Source organism: Priestia abyssalis, assembly GCF_002019595.1.
Lineage (GTDB): Bacteria > Bacillota > Bacilli > Bacillales > Bacillaceae_H > Bacillus_BA > Bacillus_BA abyssalis.
The window spans coordinates 3420842-3439230 of the sequence record NZ_KV917369.1 but is presented as its reverse complement, the minus strand read 5'-3'; the positions used below and the strand labels follow the sequence as shown (position 1 = coordinate 3439230).

Genomic DNA, 18389 nt, shown 5'->3' with positions numbered 1-18389 from the left:
AAACTGGATGTTATCCTTTTAATGCAAACTTCCATAAAAATATGGTAATGTTAAGTGGTATTCACTAACAATAAGGAGGAATTTTTATGACAACTCAAAATGAAAACAATGCGCTGCCCCCTAAAACCTGTACAATCGAACGTCTCGTTACTCTTCCGGCAGATGTCGAAAAAGTATTGGCGGGACAAAAAACGGCTACACGCCGCAATGGCAGATATGCGGATATTGGTGAAATCATGAATTTAAACGATAAGGAGTTTGTCGTTGAAAGCGTATACTCCCAGTCTCTTGGCGAGTTGACGGATGAACATGCCCGACAGGAAGGATATGAAAGCGTGGAAGAGTACAAGCAATCCATCTTATCCATCCATCCCGGAATGCCTTGGCTTCCGCAGATGAGAGTATGGGTTCATGAGTTTCGCGCCGTTGAAAAATAATCTGACGAAATCATGAGCATCTTGTATAAACTTCTTTTGTATATACATATCTCCAGTGTTATTCTGTCCATCGGGCCGTTTGTCGTCCTTATCCCGATGATTGGGAAGTTGCGATCTGCTGAGGCTTCCGTACAAGGAATCTACCTCGATGCTTTCCGGTTTGTTGTCAGGCTCTCCAAGCATGCGGGACATGTATTGGTGGCTTCGGGAATCTTGCTTGTCATTGCCGGTCCCTGGACATGGGGAGCGTCATGGATTGCAGCGACGATTTTCATATTAGTGAGTTCGTTGTTTTTTCTCGCCCGGGCCTTTTCGCCGACCATCAGGAAAATTGAGGAACACAGCCAGAAGAAGGAGGCTGCGGTACGGACACTTCACCGTGCGATTTGGATGTATCTTTTCCTTCTAATGGTGATGCTCTGGCTGATGGTCGCAAAGCCTGTATTATGGTAAAGGGAAATTGAATTTCAGAGGATAAAGAAATAAGAGAGGATGGGTCAAAAGGGGAAAAAGAAACCCTTTTGACCCATCCTCCTGAAAGGCCCCTTCATGAAAATCTAGTAAAACCAAGGGATTAGTTGAAGGGGCCTTTCAATAAAAATCAGTTTTTGTGTTTTATTAGAAACTTATGGGTCAGCCTTTTTTTTGAGGACATCGGCTTCTTACGCAAGGACCATCCTTTGAGTCATCTTTTTTCATAACAAGCCAAGCTTTACATTTTACTCACTTGACTGCGTCGTATTAAAAAACTCCACTTCCTCGACATCAGTATCCTTTGTTTTTTCCTTCTTGCCCATTGTTTCATCCGACTCGTAACTTAATTTAAAAGGCTCCTTATTTTGCTCTTTTTTCATCCTGCAATCACCTCGTTTACATCGTTCCAATTTTTCCTATTATTTATTCAAAACCTTTACTTTGTATTTTTTGACATTGTCAGCTTACGGCATAAGAATTCTTCTCTAAAGTTCAAGATAATTTGTGTGGAAAGGTCTTCCTCTCTTGTTATTCTAGTTCCAACTTACTATAATTAAAACCAGTGTGTTTAGAAAATTCTTCGAGGAGGACAGCATACAACATGCAAAGAGAAAAATCTACCAGGAAGATCTCAGCAAAGAGAAACAAACTGTTGAAGGGAGGGTCGCTGAGCAGAAAGCTTATTCTGTCTTTTACCCTTGTTTTACTAATCCCCAGCCTCATTATCGGGCTGGCATCTTATGAGAGTGCAGAAACGCATTTGCGGGAAGAGATTACATCCAGCGCAAATGAAAACGTTCAGCTTCTTAATAGTTTAATAGATGCAACCGTACAGTCGAAAAAAGAACAGGCTGATTTTTTGGCATCCAGATTCAATCAAGATTTATTCCAAGATCCTGCATATGGAGAGCTTCGTACACAACTAGAGGATTTTTATAATACGACAGAAGGGTTAGTCATGGTATATGTCGGTACGTCGGAGGGCAAGATGATTGATCAGCCTGTTTTTGAAAGGGCAGCAGATTACGATCCGAGAAAGAGGCCTTGGTATAAAGAAGCGATGGAGCATCAAGGCGAGTCGGTTATCACGGCCCCTTACGTGGATGCAGCGACTGGGAAATATGTCATTACTGTAGCCTCTGTTCTGAAAGATGGAAGCGGGGTTGTAGGGTTTGATGTCGAAGTGGCCAATCTTCAAAAAACGATCTCACAGGCCAAAATAGGCGAAAAAGGTTATCCTTTTGTGGTGGATGCTGATGGGAAAATGGCTTTTCATCCATCAGTAGAACCGGGAAGTGAGCTGCCTCCAGAGATATCAGGTCCTATGTCGCAAGGGGCTGAAGGAAAATTTACTTATGAGAGTGACGGGATATCCAAACAAATGATATTCGTCACTAATGCAACAACTGGGTGGAAAATAGCGGGGACGATGGATCAAGCTGAGGCCAGAGATACGGCTAAACCCATTTTGGATATGATGTTATGGGTGATTGCCATCATGATCTTCGTCGGCGGTTTCTTCGTCTTTCTTGTCATTCGCTCTATTATGAAACCGATTAGGCAGATGGCAGCTGTGACGAAAAAAGTAAGTGAAGGAGACTTAACGGAACAAGTTGAAGTAATCGCTAATGATGAGATTGGACAACTGGGAACGAGCTTCAACCATATGCTGAATTCGCTTCGAGAGCTTTTGACAAAGATCAATCAGTCAGCTCAACATTTAGCCTCTTCCACCCAGCAGCTGAATGCCGGTTCGGAGCAAACGGCCCAAACGACGAAAGAAGTGACAATTGCGATTCAGGAAGTGGCAGCAGGGGCGGAAACGCAAATGACGAGCGCGGAAGAATCAGCACGTGCAATGGAGGAAATTTCAGCCGGTGTTCAACGGATCGCGGAGAGCTCAAGTCTCGTCTCGGATTCTTCTATTACAGCATCTAAAAATGCCAGTGAAGGGAATGCAGTGCTGGAAGAAGTGACGGCACAAATGCGATCCATCAATCAGTCTGTACAAGAGGGCGGTTCACTTGTTAAACTTCTCGGAAATCACTCCCAGCAAATCGGACGGATTATTGAAGTCATTACGCAAATTTCCGATCAAACGAATTTGCTGGCCTTAAATGCAGCGATTGAAGCAGCACGAGCGGGAGAACATGGACGGGGATTTGCGGTCGTGGCCGATGAAGTGAGAAAATTAGCCGAGGAATCAAAACAATCAGCCAATCAAATTGCAGACCTTATAAGGACCGTTCAAGCGGATACAGACAGAGCTGTAGCGGTGATGGCACAGGGGGAAGAAAAAGCAGAAAGCGGTCTGCGAATTGTGGATACTGCAGGCCAATCATTCCAGTCTATTCTTCAATCCATCCAGCAAGTATCCGGGGAAATTCAAGAGATTGCCGCAACTTCTCAAGAAATGTCAGCAAGCACCGAGGAAATTACGGCATCTGTTGAGGAAGTGGCAAGCATTGCAAGCGAGGCTGCTGCGAGCACAAATCAAGTCGCTGCTTCTGCTCATACACAATTAGAATCTATCGAGCAAATCACTCAGTCCATCCATGAATTAAGCAAGCTGGCAATGGACTTACAAGATACGGTCAATAGATTTAAAATGTAAGATTTTCACCATAATTTGTTTTAAAAAGGAGAATTGCTTTTTACAGCGGTTCTCTTTTTTCTTCTTTTTTCATGTTACAGTATGGATAGATGCGATAGTTGAATCCGAAAAAAGAGGTGAAGCCATGTGTCAACTGAGATCAAAATTTCCGTCAGGTCATTGGTGGAGTATGTGTTCCGAAGCGGAAGCATAGAGTCCGGTTTCCGTACAAGCAGTACGATGACTGAAGGGACAAAAGCCCATCAAAAAATACAAAAAACATACAAGGAATCTGATGAAAGAGAAGTGTATGTGAAAGCTGAGTTTCAATACGAAGGGTTGACGTATCTAATTGACGGCAGATGCGACGGCCTCTTGTTCTCCGGAGATGAAGTGACGGTAGATGAAATTAAGTCAACGGTCAAAGGTTTGCATCTTATTTCAGAAGATACATATCCGGTTCATTGGGCCCAGGCAAAATGCTATGCGTACATGTATGCCAAGGAGCATAAACTGGATTCAATGAATGTACAACTGACCTATACTCATATTGAAACAGAGGAAACGAAGCGATTTAGCCAAACCGTCACGTTTCACGAGTTGGAAACGTTTATGCTTGATGTAATCAAACGATTTGCCCCATATGCTTCATTAAAGAAACAACACCAAAAAGCGAGGGACATAAGCATTCAAAACATGGGGTTCCCATTTGGAGCTTATCGCCAAGGACAGCGAAAGCTGGCGGGTGCCGTTTATAAAACCATGCTGGACGGAAAAAGCCTGTTTGCGATGGCACCTACGGGAATCGGAAAGACCATTTCCACTATTTTTCCTGCTGTTAAAGCAATCGGTGAAGGTCTTGTACAGCGAATTTTTTATCTAACTGCTAAAACAATTACAAGGACAACGGCAGAAGAGGCTTTTTCTCTCATGAGAACGAACGGCCTTTGCATGAATGTTGTGACGATTACGGCAAAAGATAAGGTCTGCTTTAAAGAGGAAACGATCTGCCAGAAAACATACTGTGAATTTGCGGACGGTTATTATGATCGTATCAATGAAGCCGTTCTCGATCTTTTATCAAATGAAATGATGATGAATCGGGACGTGATTGAAAGATATGCCAGAAAGCATCGTGTTTGTCCATTTGAATTTTCATTGGATGCGGCGTATTCTGCGGATGCAATCATCTGTGATTACAATTATGTGTTCGATCCCCGTGTCTCATTAAAGCGCTTCTTGGAAGAACAAAAGAAACAAACGGTTTTGCTTGTGGATGAAGCACATAACCTCGTGGACAGGGCGCGGGAGATGTTTTCAACATCACTCAATAAGTCTGATTTTTTGCAGTTGAAGCGGGAGTTCAAAGGAAGAAATGAGGCGATCCGTCAAACGGCGGATGCTGTAAATAAATATCTACTCGAACTGAAAAAGCAATACGGTGAGCAGGCACATTTTGTTATGAAAGACATGTTGGAAGAACTGTTGCCCCTTCTTGAAGCCTTTATGCTCCAGGCAGAAAAGGAATTGGCCAGCCAGCAGGAAGGCCAGTCTTATGAGAAGCTGTTGGATGCCTATTTTTCATCGAACAGTTTTATCCGGATTGCCAATCTATATGATGAACGTTATGTGACGTTCGGACAGCTTGAACGAAGCGAAGTGACCATCAAACTGTTTTGTTTGGATCCTTCTCATCTTCTTCTACAGATGGGGAAGGGGTATCGCTCCAAAATTTATTTTTCAGCGACTTTTTCGCCGCTTCATTACTATAAAGAAGTGTTGGGGGGACAGGAGGGGGATTTTACGATTTCAATTCCTTCCCCGTTTACGAAAGAGCAGCTTGAAGTGTTCATTCAGCCCTTATCGACAAGATATCGTGACAGAGAACGAACGAAGGAGCCAATTACAGGGATGCTCTCTACACTCGTCAAAAGCCGTCCGGGAAATTACCTTGTGTTTTTTCCTTCTTATCAATATTTGAACGATGTGTACGGACATTTCACCGAACGGCATCCTGAAGTGTGCACCATTATACAAGACACGGGGATGGGAGAAGAAGACCGGGAACAGTTTTTAGCTGCTTTTCAAGCGGAGAATGCGGAGACATTCATTGGTTTTGCCGTGATGGGAGGCATTTTCTCTGAAGGGGTAGATTTAAAAGGCGATCGCCTGAACGGGGTCGTCATTGTCGGTGTCGGACTTCCCCAGCTTTCCCGTGAACGGGACATCATGAAAGATTATTTCAATGATGAGGGGAAAAACGGGTATGACTATGCTTATATTTTCCCGGGTATGAACAAAGTGCTCCAAGCAGGGGGAAGGCTTATCCGTTCGGAAGATGACCACGGCACCATTGTGCTGGTGGACGACCGATTTTTATCTTCCAAATATTATTCCTTGCTTCCGAACGAGTGGAAAGAGTTCACGGTCATTGGCTAGAGAGATATGTAAATAAGGCACTGTTCCAGTATTAAATCGTTGACTCTCCCGCAAATAGAGGGTTTACCCTGTGTAAGTAATGCTTATTCTGCTTTTGATAAGTAAAGGGTAAAAACTGAGGAGAGGAAGGGTGTTTATACATGAAAGAGCTTGATACTGCTTTATATTCATCTGCAAAATCACGGCGTTTATGGATGGCGCTTGTGCTGGGATCGTTAGCAGCAATCGGCCCATTATCGATTGATATGTATTTGCCGTCACTGTCCAAAACATTTTTGGTGCTTCACCGCAAACTTTTAGTCTGTTTTTTGCCATTAACGGCATCGGAATCATTATCGTAAGCCAAGTCACAGGCCGGCTGGCAGGAAAGATTCGCGAGCAAAAGCTATTTACCATCGGAATTGGTACAGCGGGTGCCGGAGGCTTGTTGTTGCTTTTGATGACATTAGCGGGAGCGGGGCTTGCGGGAATTCTCCTTTCTCTGTTTCTCGTCGTATCGAGTGTCGGGATCGTGACGACTACCGCTTTTTCGTTAGCCATGCAAAACCATCAGCGGGCGGCAGGAAGTGCAGCGGCTTTGCTTGGATTGCTGCCCTTTGTTTTAGGAGCGCTCATGGCTCCATTAGTAGGCCTGGGCGGAGGGCAAACCGCTTTGCCGATGGGAATCGTCATTGCAGGTTGTGAAATGGCTGCCATTGCTTGTTATGTTGTGTTAACAAAATATAAGAGAGTTCCAGTTTGATCATTTTTATGAAATGGAAAAGGGCCTTCATTTTTAGAAGGCCCTTTTCCATTTAGATAAGAAAGTTATAAATTCAGCTCTAACCTCTCGGCCTTAGATTATAAAAACTTACCGATTGAAAAGAGGTCATGAGGCTCGTGATAAAACCGGAAACCAATACGGTCAAAAGAGAATAAATGGATTTTCCATCCATCAGAATCAATAGACCGGAGATAATAATAAAAGCATCCATGACAAAAATCAAGACTCCCGGGTTCAGCGAAAACCATTTTGAGAGTAAAAGTGCCAATAAGTCAATTCCTCCTTGACTCGTCTTATATCTCAGCATGAAGCCGGTCCCCAGACCAATGAACAGTCCGCCCAGCGGTGCGCTGATGATGACAGGGAGATGGACCATTCCTTTTAACGGAAGCAGCAAGTCAATCATGATCGAAGAACAAAGCATCCCATACACGCCGTTGAAAAAATAAGCGCGGTTATAGGCGAAGGCCACTAAATAAATGGGAGTATTTAAACAAATAATTGTGAGTCCCACTTTAACATCCCATAGATAGCTGCACAATAAACCAATTCCCGTGATTCCTCCATTGAGAAGGTGAAAAGGAAGTATAAATACATTAACGCCAATTCCAATAAGAGTACTTGCAAAGCCGATCACGGCAATTCTTTTCAGCATTTTCCCCATCCTCGTCCAAAATTCCTTCTTAAAAGCTATATGAAAGGAAAATGACTTTATTCATTGGAGCGGGATGATTTAACGAGTTACTGTTCTTCTTTGTATAAAGAAGTAAGCCGATCGATCCGATTCGTCCATATAACGCCGTTGTAGTCAGCTGGCAGTCGGTTTATATCCTCTATTGCATCAAATCCCTCGGAGAATCTGCCGCCGCCCGCGACCACTATTACACGGGTATTGGCTTCTTCCATTCGATTCAAAAACTCATTGGACCATCCCCACAGCCATAGGGCAATTTTTTCAGGAATATGTAATTGTGTATCTTCACAAGCTGCCGGCACATATCCTGTCCAGCCCGCAGCGATATAAGCAAGCAAACAACTTTTCAATGTCGCTTTTGACATCACCCGAAGGTTTGGAATCTCTTCTTTTAAAGAGGCAACGGGCTCATTGCCTCCATACACAGCTAATTGACTCAACCGTTTTTCGGATAATGCAGAAAGATAACGGGCAAGTTGTTTTCCTTCTGCGGGGTCATTGCTTTTAATATGGATTAAAAATGAGCGTTCCGGGAAATGAGACAGCACCTCTTCAAGCGAAGGCATAAGGCCGATACCTTTGCCGCGGAAAGGGTATGTTTTTCCATGATCCGCTGTGTAGCCGTACCCGATATCCAGCGATTTTAACTCATCCATCGTATAATCTCTTGTAACACCTTTTCCGTTCGTTCGACAATCGAGGGTCCAGTCATGAAAAACGGCGAATTGTCCATCTTTCGTCGGATGAACATCAAACTCGACGATATCAGCCCCTGCTTCAAAGGCTGCCTCCATGGAGGGAATCGTGTTTTCCAGATATGGATGCTCCGGCTCATAAATCCGTTCTGCCGTGCATGTGTCATTCTCTATTCCTTCCATAGGGAACGTTTGAGCAAGCCCCCGATGCGCAAGCAACAACGGTGTCCCATCTTTTTGCGTTGCAAAAAGTGAACTGTTATTGACGTAGATAAATAATAAAAGAGCCAGAAAAAACATGATTATTTTCGTTTTCAGTCGTTTGTTTGATTTATTCATTCAGTATCCTCCCACTTAAGAAAAACAACTTTTGTGACAAGAAAAGTCATGAGATTTTCACCTGCAAAGTTGAATATTATTTTACGCAAAGGTTTACTCGTTCTCAATGGTTATGACATAATAATTGAATGATAATGTTCTGATAATAGAAGAGAAGTTTACGAGGAGAGAGAATTTCAAGATGAATACATCTTCCTGTTTGATTGTTGAACGCGGGACTCCTTTTGAAAAAGGGGAGGTTATTCCTTTATATAGTGTGCCTATCACATTAGGGAGAAAGGGGAAAGAATGGGAGCCTAATATTTCGTTCAATAATGCATTTGTATCAAGACAGCATGCCTCTATTTATTATGAAAACGGCCAATATTATATAAAAGATTTGAATAGTAAACACGGTACATACTTAAATGAGCAGTTTATAGAACCAAATCATTCGGTACCATTAAAGGAATCAGACAAAATTTCATTGGCAAAGGACATCATTGTTCTCTCGTTTTCTTCTTCCAATCTCGAGGAAACACTTGATTTAACAGTTTTTGCTTTGGAAGAACGGACTAATCCTTCTTTGGAATGGAAACTGGACTCGCTCAAACAATCCTTAATCGTGGAGGGAGAACCGTATACATTTTCGGAAAAAGAATATAAATGTCTGGAAATTCTTTTCGAAAAGCGCCAACAATTTGTTTCGAAAGAAGAAGTGAAAAAATATGTATGGCCTGAACGAGTATACTCACTTGGACAAATTCCCGATGTCAGCCCGGAAGAATTGAATGCCCTAATTTATCGAATACGAAAAAAAATCCATGAAGGAATTTCCGTTGAAACGATAAAAGGGAAAGGATATATTCTTTCCATCCGCTTATAAAAGAACTTTTGAGTGTTTAGTCACAATGCGGAAACCCAAAATTCTAAAGAGGAATTACGACCGAGTTGATGTTTAAAACACAAATTTTATTTATAGTTGATACGAAACAAGGGTAGGGAAGCTATCATTCGTATATGTTATGTCGGCTTTTGTTCCTTCTTTTCCATAACCCAATTCTTTGACCGCGCTTCCCGATGCCTGAAGCACGAGGTATTGGCCATTTGAGGCTTGTACTTCGATGCTTGTTGAATCAGCTGCCCCTGTAATCGTAACCGTATCTTTTTTGACGTCCGTTTTTTCAAGATTTGTCACGATCAGCACTTGCCCGGGATTAATTATGTAGATATCTTTCAAAGGCTGGGAGCGAAAGAAGTTGAAATCATTGATGTTGATTCCAGAGAAAAAGCGAAAAGTCGGGAAATAAACGATTTGGTTTCAACATTGTCTGCCCTTTTTATTACAGGAGGAAATCAAAAACGTTTAGCTAATTTCATTGGTGGAACAGAGTTATCTGCCACATTATATAAAAAATGGACAAGCGGAATGGTAATGGCCGGAACGAGTGCAGGTGCCCCTATCATGGGCGAGCAAATCATTTTTTCACTAAGTGCAGAAGAAGACGACGATGGCGTAGAGGTAGCAATGGACAGCTGATTTGGTTACTTGAAACACACCATTGAAGGAAATGTCAATCATTCGGACATACTGATCATTAAAGAAGATGATTTAAGGGGAAGGGCTCCATATGAACGGCATCGGGATGTCCATGGTGCGGGGAATATCTTATCCCAGTATCTGCACGGAAAGTTCCTAAAAGTGATGATGGCCAGCATCACTTATCTACGTCCTGTACAGGTGTTGTAGACGGGTAGAACCGCCCCGGGAGGAGAGGTCTTCGAAATCGACTCTCCTCCTGTTGCTTACGGTGGCAGCAAGCAGTCGGGAGACCCTTGCGTCAAGACCACTGCTTCTAAATGGAGCGTCAAGCCCCGAGAAAGACGAGGGTGTCGTGTACACCTATGGACATCGTCCAGCTTCTGATTCCGAGGGGATCGACAAGAAACCCCCACCTCAAGCGCGAAGCGATAGGTGGGGGAGGTTCATTATGTTTAGCCTCACTAAAACTCAGGTATACTACAATATATTGAAAAATTCTCTGGATTTCTATAGGGAAGATTGTGTTGTTTGCTCTTGTATATACATTTCACATAATAACTCGGCACAGCTTCATTCCATCGAAGAACATTCACAATTGGTTATGTCGAATTTTCCAAATCGATCTGTATAGAAGATTTTAGTGTATAGTGGCCGAAAAAGCAGCTTTATTTTGAGAGAATATCATTCAATTTCACAACTTATCCTCAAAATTATCAGAAATGATTCTCTTTTTCGAATATAATAGAGTTATAAGAAATAGAGGAGGAAAACACTTTTGCTTACAAACCATTTAGACTTTAGGCTAGAACCTAAAATGAAAGAACTTTATGAACAACATAAAATAAGGGCAGAAAAAATAGATTGGGGTTATCATGACTTTCTACCATGGGATAAAGCCCAAGATTTCCGGAGAGTTCCCTGGGACCCTAGCCAGGTAACTCTGCCAAGCGGTATTATCACAGCAGTTGAAACAGCTCTCTTGACAGAAGTGAATTTGCCATGGTTCACATCCCATTTAGACCAGACATTCAGAGGATCTCTTTCGATCATAAAAGATTTTGTGCATACATGGACGGCAGAAGAAGACCAGCACTCCAACCTGTTAGAAAACTATTTATTGATTACCCGCAACGTCGATCCGAAACGTCTCCGCCAATTGCATAAGCAAACGGTAGAAGGCGGATGGCAGCCGGATTTCCACACACCATTCGAAACGATGGTATATACGTCGCTGCAAGAGCTGGCAACGATGGTCTTTTATAATAATGTTGCAAAAATAGCGGGAGAGCATGATAAAGATTTGGCAACTCTTCTTCGAAGACTGGCCAAGGATGAAATTCTTCATTATGCGTTCTATCGCGATGTAATCAAGTTCCATTTGCAATTGGAACCGAATTATTGCTATTACCTCGGCCATGTCATTAAAAATTTCCAAATGCCGGGTACCGTCATGCCGGACTTTGAAGACCGCATGTCCATCATCGCCAAAGAAGCCAACTACGGCCCGCTTGAATATTTTGATCAAGTATTAGACGTCATTGTTGAGTATTGGGAATTGGAGAAACTGCGTCCGATCGCTCCTGAAGCGGAAGCGGCCCGCTTGGATATTTTGAAGTATCATGCAAGGCTCAAACGAGTGAGAGACCGTTTTTATAGTTCTAATAAATAGAATAAAAGTTATCTTCTTGAAAGGACCTGTCATGAGAATCCAGTTAAATTAAGGATTCAGTGACAGGTCCTTTTATGTAGAAAAAATTTTTGCAGCCTGTTTAGAACATATGGGTGTCATATTTATGTTTTAGAATCAAAAACGCCGGGTAGACAAACAATGGAAGTACATGTAAAAGCTTCCTTTCACATGAAATTCAGGAGGGATACGAGAATGAGAATGGGTAAAAGAATTGTCGGCACTTATTATTCAGAGAAGGAAACGCTGGATGTAATCGAAAGTTTAAAACGCCAAGGACATCGTGAAACGGATATCATGGTAGTAGCAAATAAACGAAGCGAGATTCCATTGGTCGCAGCTCAAGCTGGAGTGATGATAGAAGCAGATCCGCAAGTGAATACATTAACCGGTGTCATGATGGACAGTTTCTTTACGATGATGACCGGTAAAAGAGCGGGATTAGCAGCCAGCCTCATGGCACGAGGAATCCCCGATTTTACGGCCAAACGATGCGAGGCCGAAGCAGCCAAAGGAAAGATTCTCGTACTGGTTGATACAGATATTACGTATGACAGCTTAAATGACATGGAAGCTCCGTACGGAACAGAAGAAGAAAAAGCGCTTCGTCTCCACGAAGAAAGACTTGATGTTGTCAAAGAGCGTGTACAAGTCGGAGAATTACAGGTATGGAAAGAAGTCATGGAAACAGAGCAGGCCATTCAAGTCCCGCTCACACATGAAGAGGTGTATGTAGAACGACGGTCTGTCATAGACGGTCAATATGATGGCGTTTCAATAGGCGATAATGAAGTGATCCGAATTCCGATCATCGAGGAGCGAATAGAAGTAACGAAAAGACCTGTCGTCGTGGAAGAAATCATCATCGGAAAGCGCAAAGTTCAAAAGACAAAAGAAGTGCGGGACATCGTCATGAAAGAGGAAGCACGTATCGAGCGTTCGGTGATGCCGACGATGGAATCCAGTCAAATTAAAAAAGATTTACTACAAATAGAAAACACAATGGACTCCATCCCCTTATCTATTGAAGAAACTCAGAACATGGCAAGTGTGACGGACGGCCAAAAAGAGGACAAGTCTGTAAAGCGTACAGGCTCTCTAAACATTCGAGACAACAGCCAATCAGAGAAAACTAAAAAGGAAGAAACGAGCGAAAATAAGACAGAATCTTCAAACGATAAATCGAACAAAAAAACTCCCGCGGCCACTCAGAAAAAAGAAGAAGTCAACCGCAGCAGCGAGGACTCTTCAAAAAATGAAGAAAATAAAAATGACCGAACTCAAATCAACAAAGTGAAAAAATGAAGTTACCAGTAAAGACGTGGGTGTCAGATGAAATGAAAAGAAAGCGGCTGTCGGATTGGAAGGCAGCCGCTTTGGAGTTCGAAGCGAAATAACAGTTTGAAAGCAGGGTTCGCCACTCCATCGCCGCCCTGTTTCATGCACATGACATCGAACTGGCGTCGCTTTTGCTCGCGACTAGGAAGATCTTCGCTTTTTATGACGGGGCCTTTCGAGAGGATGAGCCAAATGGGCAAAGCCCATTTGGCTCATCCTCTCATCCTACAATTTTGCGTCCTCTTTGCGCGAGAGCGAAATAAATGCCATGCTGTAACGTTTGGAAACAGTTGAACTTTGAAAAGTTAAGCTCTGATTCAGAAATCGCCGTTCCAAGCTCCGGGGATATACCGACTAAGATGGTCTCTGTCCCGATAAGAGAAGCCGCGGACCCGAGTTTCTCGATAAAGGTAATCGTGTAATTGCTAATATGTATATCCAAGGCCGTTAAGTCCAACAAGAGATAACGCGCTTTATATACCGGAAGATTATTCAGCGTTTTTTCAATCAATTCTTCCGATCGTGTTTCATCGTACTTTCCTACTAAAGGCACGACGACAATTTCCTCCAGTACTGGAATGATTGGTGAAGAGATTTCTTTCACAAGATCACGCAATTCTTTCGTTCGTTCAGCCACAAGCGACTCGAGCTTTTGTATTTCTGCCGATTCTTTTCTTCTCGCAAGGTCGTGAATGTTATTCGTGACTGTAATCGTGGAAGGAAAATAGTGATACTCACAATATTCATCGCCTTCTATTTGGCTTTTTTTCACTTCATACCACACGTTTGTCCCAAACACCCCTGTTAAGATGCCGGCAAAATGACCAGGCAGAAAGGACCCGTGCGTTTTTTTGCCCTGGGCTTTATTAATTTTATACTCCCAACTGTCTTGAAGGTAAACGACAGCCGTCTTATTTTCTTCGCAAATTTCTTGAAATCTGATTTTTCCCCAGCCGGCAGAAGCATAGATGATAGGAATAAGATCAGCGATTTCTTGAACGCTTAAATGTGAATTACTGAAAAACTCGCTGACAACGGATCCTTGACGAAAGCCCGTTGTTTCTAACACGACGCCTGCCGCATCATCTCCCGATACTTCTTCAATCGTATCAAAAAATGTTTTCATGGCAGATGAAATCCAAAAGAGGACGGCATCATCGCCTTCAAAATCAAACACCCCATTTTCCATATCCCATTTAAAACGAATGCCGGATACGTTAATGGCAGGTTTATTATTTAAATCTTCGTTCACTGACATGAAAAAACTCCTTTTCGTACATAAAGATAGTGGAACATCCAGTTTTATCCCTCATTAATGACCCATTGGTGAAAATTTACATTGCGGCGGATAAATGGCAATATATTTATTATAAAGGTGTTTTCAAACATATGACAACCAAATGGGCCTTTTCTTTATATATTAAAAAGGAAATAGGGAAAAGCTAATGGAGGTTTGTATTATCAGTTCATTAACTAAGTTGAAAGGGTGGAACTCCATGAAAAATTTAAGATTTTTGCTTCATGATCAATTTCAAGCCGAGAGCCTTGCAGAGGATTTGAAGCTGCAACTTGAAATCAACCGCTGTGAACATGTCAAAGTCGTTCCGGTGAGAGACCGCAATGAAATCATTGTTCAAGTACCGGCAGCGGATGGTGCGTTGGAAGAAACGGTAGATGCATTCATGGAAAACTATAAGAAAGGGGAAATACTTGAATAATTGATGATCCTGCCAGAAAGCTGTGAATGAAGGGGAGCAGAGCTTTCTTTTTTCTCAATGAACGATGAACACAGAGCTGTAGTCCTTGAATAGACGTTGACTATATAGAATAATATATATCAATATCTGTTAAAAAGGGGTTGAGTGGATGAATGGTGTAAACAAACCCGTTAAATTCGATTTTCACACCCATCATGAGCGATGTGGACATGCCGTTGGAACCATTGAACATTATATAAAGGCTGCAGTTGAAAAGGGATTGGATTTCATCGGCATTGCTGATCACTCTCCGTATTTTTACAGCGAAGAAGACCAGCTCTATCCCACTATTGCCATGGCGAAAAGCGAGCTGGTGAACTACGTGAACGAGGTGCTGCGGTTAAAAGAAAAATATAGCGGAGAAATTCAAGTGCTGCTTGGAATCGAAAGTGATTTCTATCCCCAATACATAGACATTTACCGTGAACAACTGAATGTATATCCGTTTGATTATATGATCGGCTCTGTCCATTATGTGGATGACGTCAGCATTTTTAAAAAGGGCCGGTGGGAAGGGCTGACAAAGGAACAAAAAATGCAGACGAAAGAGAGATATTATGAGCTGATCGAACAATCAGCCCGGAGCGGCATGTTTCAAATTCTCGGTCATATTGATGCAATGAAAGGATTTTACCCTGAATTTTCGTCCATCGAAACGAAAGTAGTGGAGCAGACGCTTAAAATCATCGCGGAACATGATATTGCCATCGAAATCAATACATCCGGAAAAACAAAAGATTGCGGCGGCTGGTATCCGGCTGACGAAATTTTGGAAAGAGCGCTCTTTCATGGCGTAAAAGTGACATTCGGATCAGATGCCCATACTCCTGACCGTGTCGGTGATGAATTCGAGCTTGTCCAACAGCGCTTAAAGGAAATCGGATTTAAAGAATGGGCTTATTTTATTCAAAAGAAAAGGTATATGACCAAGCTGTGAAATAGAAAAGGGAAGGCAAAGTCTAAAAAGTCACCTGCCGGCTTTTTGGATTTTGCCTTTTTTCATCTCATGTCAAATTTTTTTTAAAAAAATCTTTATAATTTCAAATAGTGAAATTTTAAATAGTTTGGAATTTTCTATTTATTTATAGTAAAAATAAGTTTTACTCGGAGGTGATTAAAAAGTCTGAATGTGCGAATACCAAGCGGAGTTTGTTAGGTATTTCGCCCCAAGTGTGTGTCAACTTGGAAAAGGACGACTACACGTACAATGAAGTACAAAATAAACGAATGAAAGAGGATAGGGGGAATTGCCATGGGGATTCGCACAGGGGAACAGTACATCAATGCCTTAAAATCTCGGAAGCCGGAAGTGTGGCTTGGAGGAAAACTGATTACCGATTTAGTGAACGAGCCTGTTTTTAAACAGCCGATTCAGGAAATTGCCAAGCTGTATGATATGCAGCATGATCCGAAATATCAAGATAAAATTACCCATATTTGCGAAGAAAATGGTGAACGCGTCAACAATGCTTTTTTAGTACCGAAATCAGAAGAAGATTTAAAAGCGCGCAGCGAGTTGTTTGAAGCATATGCAAGAGCCACGTTCGGCCTTATGGGAAGAACGCCTGATTTTTTAAATGTCGTCGTCACATCGATGGCGAGCAACTCATGGTTCTTGGATAAATACAATCCGGAGTGGTCGAAAAATATTCGCAATTACTACCGTCATATTCGTGACCATGACTTATTTTTAACTCATGCCATCATCAATCCGCAAAATGATCGAAGCAAAGCCTCTCATGAACAAAACGATATGTTTACACATTTGGGCACAGTAGAGGAAACACCGGAAGGGCTCGTTGTAAGAGGAGCGAAAATGCTCGCTACGCTGGCACCTATTACAGATGAAGTCATCGTGTATTCCTTCCCTGGCTTCCAGCCTGGCGATGAACGATATGCACTGGCGTTTGCCTTACCGATCGATACACCGGGTCTAAGGATTTTATGCCGTGAACCGATGCAGGACGGTACACGTTCCTTATTTGATCACCCGCTTGCATCAAGATTTGAAGAAATGGATGCGGTCTTGGTGTTTAACGATGTCATTGTACCGTGGGATCGTGTGTTCTTGTATAACAATGTTGAAGCGGCAAACCTTCTTTATCCGAAAACAGGCATTGCCCAGCAGCCTGCTCATCAATCGGGGGTAAGAGGATGGGTGAAGCTCGCATTTGCAACAGAGGTTGCTTGCCGGCTTGCTGATTCAATCGGTGTCGACACGTATTTGAATGTACAGCACGAACTCGGGGAACTCGTTCAATCCGTCGAGACGATTCGTGCGTTGCTGCGTGTGGCGGAATATGAATATGAAACGACAAGCAGCGGGGAAGTGAGACCGGCACCGTTTCCGCTTGAAACGATCCGCGGCATGCTGCCGAAAATGTATCCGCGTGCGATTGAAGTACTGCAAACCATTGGTGCAGGCGGATTGCTTATGTCGCCGACAGGTGCCGATTTTGACAATCCGGAGCTTTGCGCTGATTTCGATAAATATTATGCGGGACGCGCAGGGATTTCCGGAGAAGAACGCGTTCGCCTGTTCAAATTGGCCTGGGATTTATGCGGAGAAGCATTCGGACAGCGTTTATTGCAATATGAACGTTATTACACGGGAGACCCGATTCGTAAGCGGGCTATCTTTTATAATCAATATAAACAAACTCATTCGTTCCCAATGGTCGATGAAGCACTGAATGCGGAAAACAAAGTAGAAAATAAATCCATTTAGAGAAAAGATAATTTTAGTTATGAAACAAAAAGGATTTGCAAAAGAGCTGTAGAAATCTCTTATTCGGAATAGTAAAAAATGAAGGGTTGGCAAAGGAGGCTAAAGACTTGATATCCTCTGTTCGTAAAATTGCTCAAATTCTTGATTGCTTTACCGCTGATGAACCGGTGTTAGGAAATCAGGAAATTGCAGAGAAGCTGGGAATGAATGTGAGTTCCGTCCACCATTTTGTTCGTACGCTTTGTCAAGAAGGCATATTGATTCAAGATAGCCGCAAAAAATACAGGCTTGGGTGGAAGTTGCTTGAGTGGAGCAATCATGTGATGCATCAACAAGATATTTACAGCGAAGCCATTCCGCTTGTGGAGGAGTTAGTACGCAAATATAACGGAACGGTTCACATTGGGATGTTTGATGCGGGGGAAGTCCGATTCGTTTTAAGGGTCGCATCCAAAGAATCTGTCCCGGTCCCGACTTATATCGGGGCGCGAAAACCGGCTTATTGCACGAGTACAGGGAAAGTATTACTGTCTTTTAATCCATCCTTTATTCAGCCGACTATTGCGAAAGGGCTGCTGCAGCGTGCTCCGAACACGATTACATGTGTGGAAAAGCTGAAAAAGGAATTAGAGGCAATCCGAAAAGCGGGATATTCCATCAGTAATAATGAGAACGAACTAGGGTTATACGGGATTGCCGCACCGATTCAATCTTATACAGGCCAAACGATTGCCGCGTTAAACATGGTGGGTCCCGTCTCTTATATGCAAGGGCACCAGCGTCAAGAAATTATTCAACATGTGGTGAAGACCGCCCAGTTGATTTCGAAGGAATTGGGTTATATTAATGCAATTTGACAGCGCTTACATGACATAATGTCAATTAATTTTACGGCTCTAACATGACATCGTGTCAATTAATTA

At 42.6% G+C, this 18389-nt stretch carries 19 protein-coding genes and 1 pseudogene; 15 read left to right on the top strand and 5 right to left on the bottom strand.

What is annotated here, in order from left to right; translation table 11 throughout:
• The first annotated feature begins 86 nt into the window (after positions 1 to 86).
• Complete coding sequence (locus BK575_RS16570; RefSeq protein ID WP_078411749.1) at positions 87 to 437, top strand: ASCH domain-containing protein; 351 nt, start codon at positions 87 to 89, stop codon at positions 435 to 437.
• 18 nt (positions 438 to 455) lie between these two features.
• Positions 456 to 890: a hypothetical protein gene (locus BK575_RS16565; RefSeq protein ID WP_204524908.1), complete on the top strand. Its 435-nt coding sequence runs from the start codon at positions 456 to 458 to the stop codon at positions 888 to 890.
• A gap of 266 nt (positions 891 to 1156) precedes the next feature.
• Here BK575_RS16565 and BK575_RS29415 read toward each other — a convergent pair whose 3' ends face one another.
• Positions 1157 to 1291 (bottom strand): hypothetical protein, encoded by a 135-nt coding sequence (locus tag BK575_RS29415; RefSeq protein ID WP_268877742.1) that lies wholly within the window; start codon positions 1289 to 1291, stop codon positions 1157 to 1159.
• Positions 1292 to 1512: 221 nt separating this feature from the next.
• On the opposite strand from BK575_RS29415, the gene BK575_RS16560 reads away from it, so the two are divergent.
• The 4 genes and pseudogenes from BK575_RS16560 to BK575_RS16545 form a co-directional block, all read left to right on the top strand.
• Positions 1513 to 3525: a methyl-accepting chemotaxis protein gene (locus BK575_RS16560; RefSeq protein WP_078411745.1), complete on the top strand. Its 2013-nt coding sequence runs from the start codon at positions 1513 to 1515 to the stop codon at positions 3523 to 3525.
• A 126-nt stretch (positions 3526 to 3651) separates the two neighbouring features.
• Entirely contained in the window at positions 3652 to 5943 is a 2292-nt protein-coding gene (locus BK575_RS16555; RefSeq protein WP_139368062.1) for a helicase C-terminal domain-containing protein, read from the top strand.
• Between the two features lie 140 nt (positions 5944 to 6083).
• Positions 6084 to 6284, top strand: a complete 201-nt coding sequence (locus BK575_RS16550) for a hypothetical protein (protein ID WP_078411743.1) — start codon at positions 6084 to 6086, stop codon at positions 6282 to 6284.
• A pseudogene (locus tag BK575_RS16545) lies at positions 6206 to 6685 on the top strand (MFS transporter); the annotation flags it as partial. The gene BK575_RS16550 and the pseudogene BK575_RS16545, both read left to right, overlap by 79 nt.
• Positions 6686 to 6764: 79 nt before the next feature.
• Here the strand turns inward: BK575_RS16545 and BK575_RS16540 are convergent.
• Both BK575_RS16540 and BK575_RS16535 read right to left on the bottom strand, forming a co-directional pair.
• Entirely contained in the window at positions 6765 to 7361 is a 597-nt protein-coding gene (locus BK575_RS16540; protein WP_078411741.1) for a YitT family protein, read from the bottom strand.
• Positions 7362 to 7447: 86 nt separating this feature from the next.
• Positions 7448 to 8434, bottom strand: a complete 987-nt coding sequence (locus BK575_RS16535) for a glycerophosphodiester phosphodiesterase family protein (RefSeq protein WP_078411739.1) — start codon at positions 8432 to 8434, stop codon at positions 7448 to 7450.
• Positions 8435 to 8615: 181 nt separating this feature from the next.
• Here BK575_RS16535 and BK575_RS16530 point away from each other — a divergent pair, with 181 nt between their 5' ends.
• Complete coding sequence (locus BK575_RS16530; protein ID WP_078411737.1) at positions 8616 to 9299, top strand: FHA domain-containing protein; 684 nt, start codon at positions 8616 to 8618, stop codon at positions 9297 to 9299.
• Positions 9300 to 9389: 90 nt separating this feature from the next.
• On the opposite strand, the gene BK575_RS16525 is transcribed toward BK575_RS16530, so the two are convergent.
• On the bottom strand, positions 9390 to 9611 hold the full coding sequence (locus BK575_RS16525) for a hypothetical protein (protein WP_078411735.1): 222 nt from the start codon (positions 9609 to 9611) through the stop codon (positions 9390 to 9392).
• Between the two features lie 9 nt (positions 9612 to 9620).
• On the opposite strand from BK575_RS16525, the gene BK575_RS16520 reads away from it, so the two are divergent.
• The 4 genes from BK575_RS16520 to BK575_RS16510 all read left to right on the top strand — a co-directional run bounded on the left by BK575_RS16520 (position 9621) and on the right by BK575_RS16510 (position 12948).
• Positions 9621 to 9953 (top strand): Type 1 glutamine amidotransferase-like domain-containing protein, encoded by a 333-nt coding sequence (locus BK575_RS16520; protein WP_169907861.1) that lies wholly within the window; start codon positions 9621 to 9623, stop codon positions 9951 to 9953.
• 9 nt (positions 9954 to 9962) lie between these two features.
• The gene (locus BK575_RS28130; RefSeq protein WP_139368061.1) at positions 9963 to 10163 is read left to right on the top strand and encodes a hypothetical protein; all 201 of its coding nucleotides are present in this window, start codon (positions 9963 to 9965) and stop codon (positions 10161 to 10163) included.
• A 568-nt stretch (positions 10164 to 10731) separates the two neighbouring features.
• Positions 10732 to 11625 (top strand): acyl-ACP desaturase, encoded by an 894-nt coding sequence (locus BK575_RS16515; RefSeq protein ID WP_078411730.1) that lies wholly within the window; start codon positions 10732 to 10734, stop codon positions 11623 to 11625.
• A 213-nt stretch (positions 11626 to 11838) separates the two neighbouring features.
• The gene (locus tag BK575_RS16510; RefSeq protein WP_078411728.1) at positions 11839 to 12948 is read left to right on the top strand and encodes a YsnF/AvaK domain-containing protein; all 1110 of its coding nucleotides are present in this window, start codon (positions 11839 to 11841) and stop codon (positions 12946 to 12948) included.
• Between the two features lie 253 nt (positions 12949 to 13201).
• On the opposite strand, the gene BK575_RS16500 is transcribed toward BK575_RS16510, so the two are convergent.
• Positions 13202 to 14239 (bottom strand): STAS domain-containing protein, encoded by a 1038-nt coding sequence (locus tag BK575_RS16500; protein WP_078411724.1) that lies wholly within the window; start codon positions 14237 to 14239, stop codon positions 13202 to 13204.
• A 238-nt stretch (positions 14240 to 14477) separates the two neighbouring features.
• Here BK575_RS16500 and BK575_RS16495 point away from each other — a divergent pair, with 238 nt between their 5' ends.
• The 4 genes from BK575_RS16495 (at position 14478) to BK575_RS16480 (ending at position 18323) form a co-directional block, all read left to right on the top strand.
• A complete protein-coding gene (locus tag BK575_RS16495) occupies positions 14478 to 14699 on the top strand; it encodes a hypothetical protein (protein ID WP_078411722.1) in 222 nt (73 codons plus the stop codon).
• A 148-nt stretch (positions 14700 to 14847) separates the two neighbouring features.
• Entirely contained in the window at positions 14848 to 15675 is an 828-nt protein-coding gene (locus tag BK575_RS16490; RefSeq protein ID WP_078411720.1) for a histidinol-phosphatase, read from the top strand.
• Between the two features lie 315 nt (positions 15676 to 15990).
• On the top strand, positions 15991 to 17466 hold the full coding sequence (locus tag BK575_RS16485) for a 4-hydroxyphenylacetate 3-hydroxylase family protein (protein ID WP_078411718.1): 1476 nt from the start codon (positions 15991 to 15993) through the stop codon (positions 17464 to 17466).
• Between the two features lie 107 nt (positions 17467 to 17573).
• Entirely contained in the window at positions 17574 to 18323 is a 750-nt protein-coding gene (locus BK575_RS16480) for an IclR family transcriptional regulator (RefSeq protein ID WP_078411716.1), read from the top strand.
• The last annotated feature ends 66 nt before the right edge of the window (positions 18324 to 18389 follow it).

What these genes read in the sequence shown, in the direction of transcription:
- BK575_RS16535 (WP_078411739.1), bottom strand. Translation starts at nt 8,434, where the DNA reads ATGAATAAATCAAACAAACGACTGAAAACGAAAATAATCATGTTTTTT.
- BK575_RS16490 (WP_078411720.1), top strand. Translation starts at nt 14,848, where the DNA reads ATGAATGGTGTAAACAAACCCGTTAAATTCGATTTTCACACCCATCAT.
- BK575_RS16485 (WP_078411718.1), top strand. Translation starts at nt 15,991, where the DNA reads ATGGGGATTCGCACAGGGGAACAGTACATCAATGCCTTAAAATCTCGG.
- BK575_RS16510 (WP_078411728.1), top strand. Translation starts at nt 11,839, where the DNA reads ATGAGAATGGGTAAAAGAATTGTCGGCACTTATTATTCAGAGAAGGAA.
- BK575_RS16560 (WP_078411745.1), top strand. Translation starts at nt 1,513, where the DNA reads ATGCAAAGAGAAAAATCTACCAGGAAGATCTCAGCAAAGAGAAACAAA.
- BK575_RS16570 (WP_078411749.1), top strand. Translation starts at nt 87, where the DNA reads ATGACAACTCAAAATGAAAACAATGCGCTGCCCCCTAAAACCTGTACA.
- BK575_RS16530 (WP_078411737.1), top strand. Translation starts at nt 8,616, where the DNA reads ATGAATACATCTTCCTGTTTGATTGTTGAACGCGGGACTCCTTTTGAA.
- BK575_RS29415 (WP_268877742.1), bottom strand. Translation starts at nt 1,291, where the DNA reads ATGAAAAAAGAGCAAAATAAGGAGCCTTTTAAATTAAGTTACGAGTCG.
- BK575_RS16540 (WP_078411741.1), bottom strand. Translation starts at nt 7,361, where the DNA reads ATGCTGAAAAGAATTGCCGTGATCGGCTTTGCAAGTACTCTTATTGGA.
- BK575_RS16495 (WP_078411722.1), top strand. Translation starts at nt 14,478, where the DNA reads ATGAAAAATTTAAGATTTTTGCTTCATGATCAATTTCAAGCCGAGAGC.
- BK575_RS16500 (WP_078411724.1), bottom strand. Translation starts at nt 14,239, where the DNA reads ATGTCAGTGAACGAAGATTTAAATAATAAACCTGCCATTAACGTATCC.
- BK575_RS16550 (WP_078411743.1), top strand. Translation starts at nt 6,084, where the DNA reads ATGAAAGAGCTTGATACTGCTTTATATTCATCTGCAAAATCACGGCGT.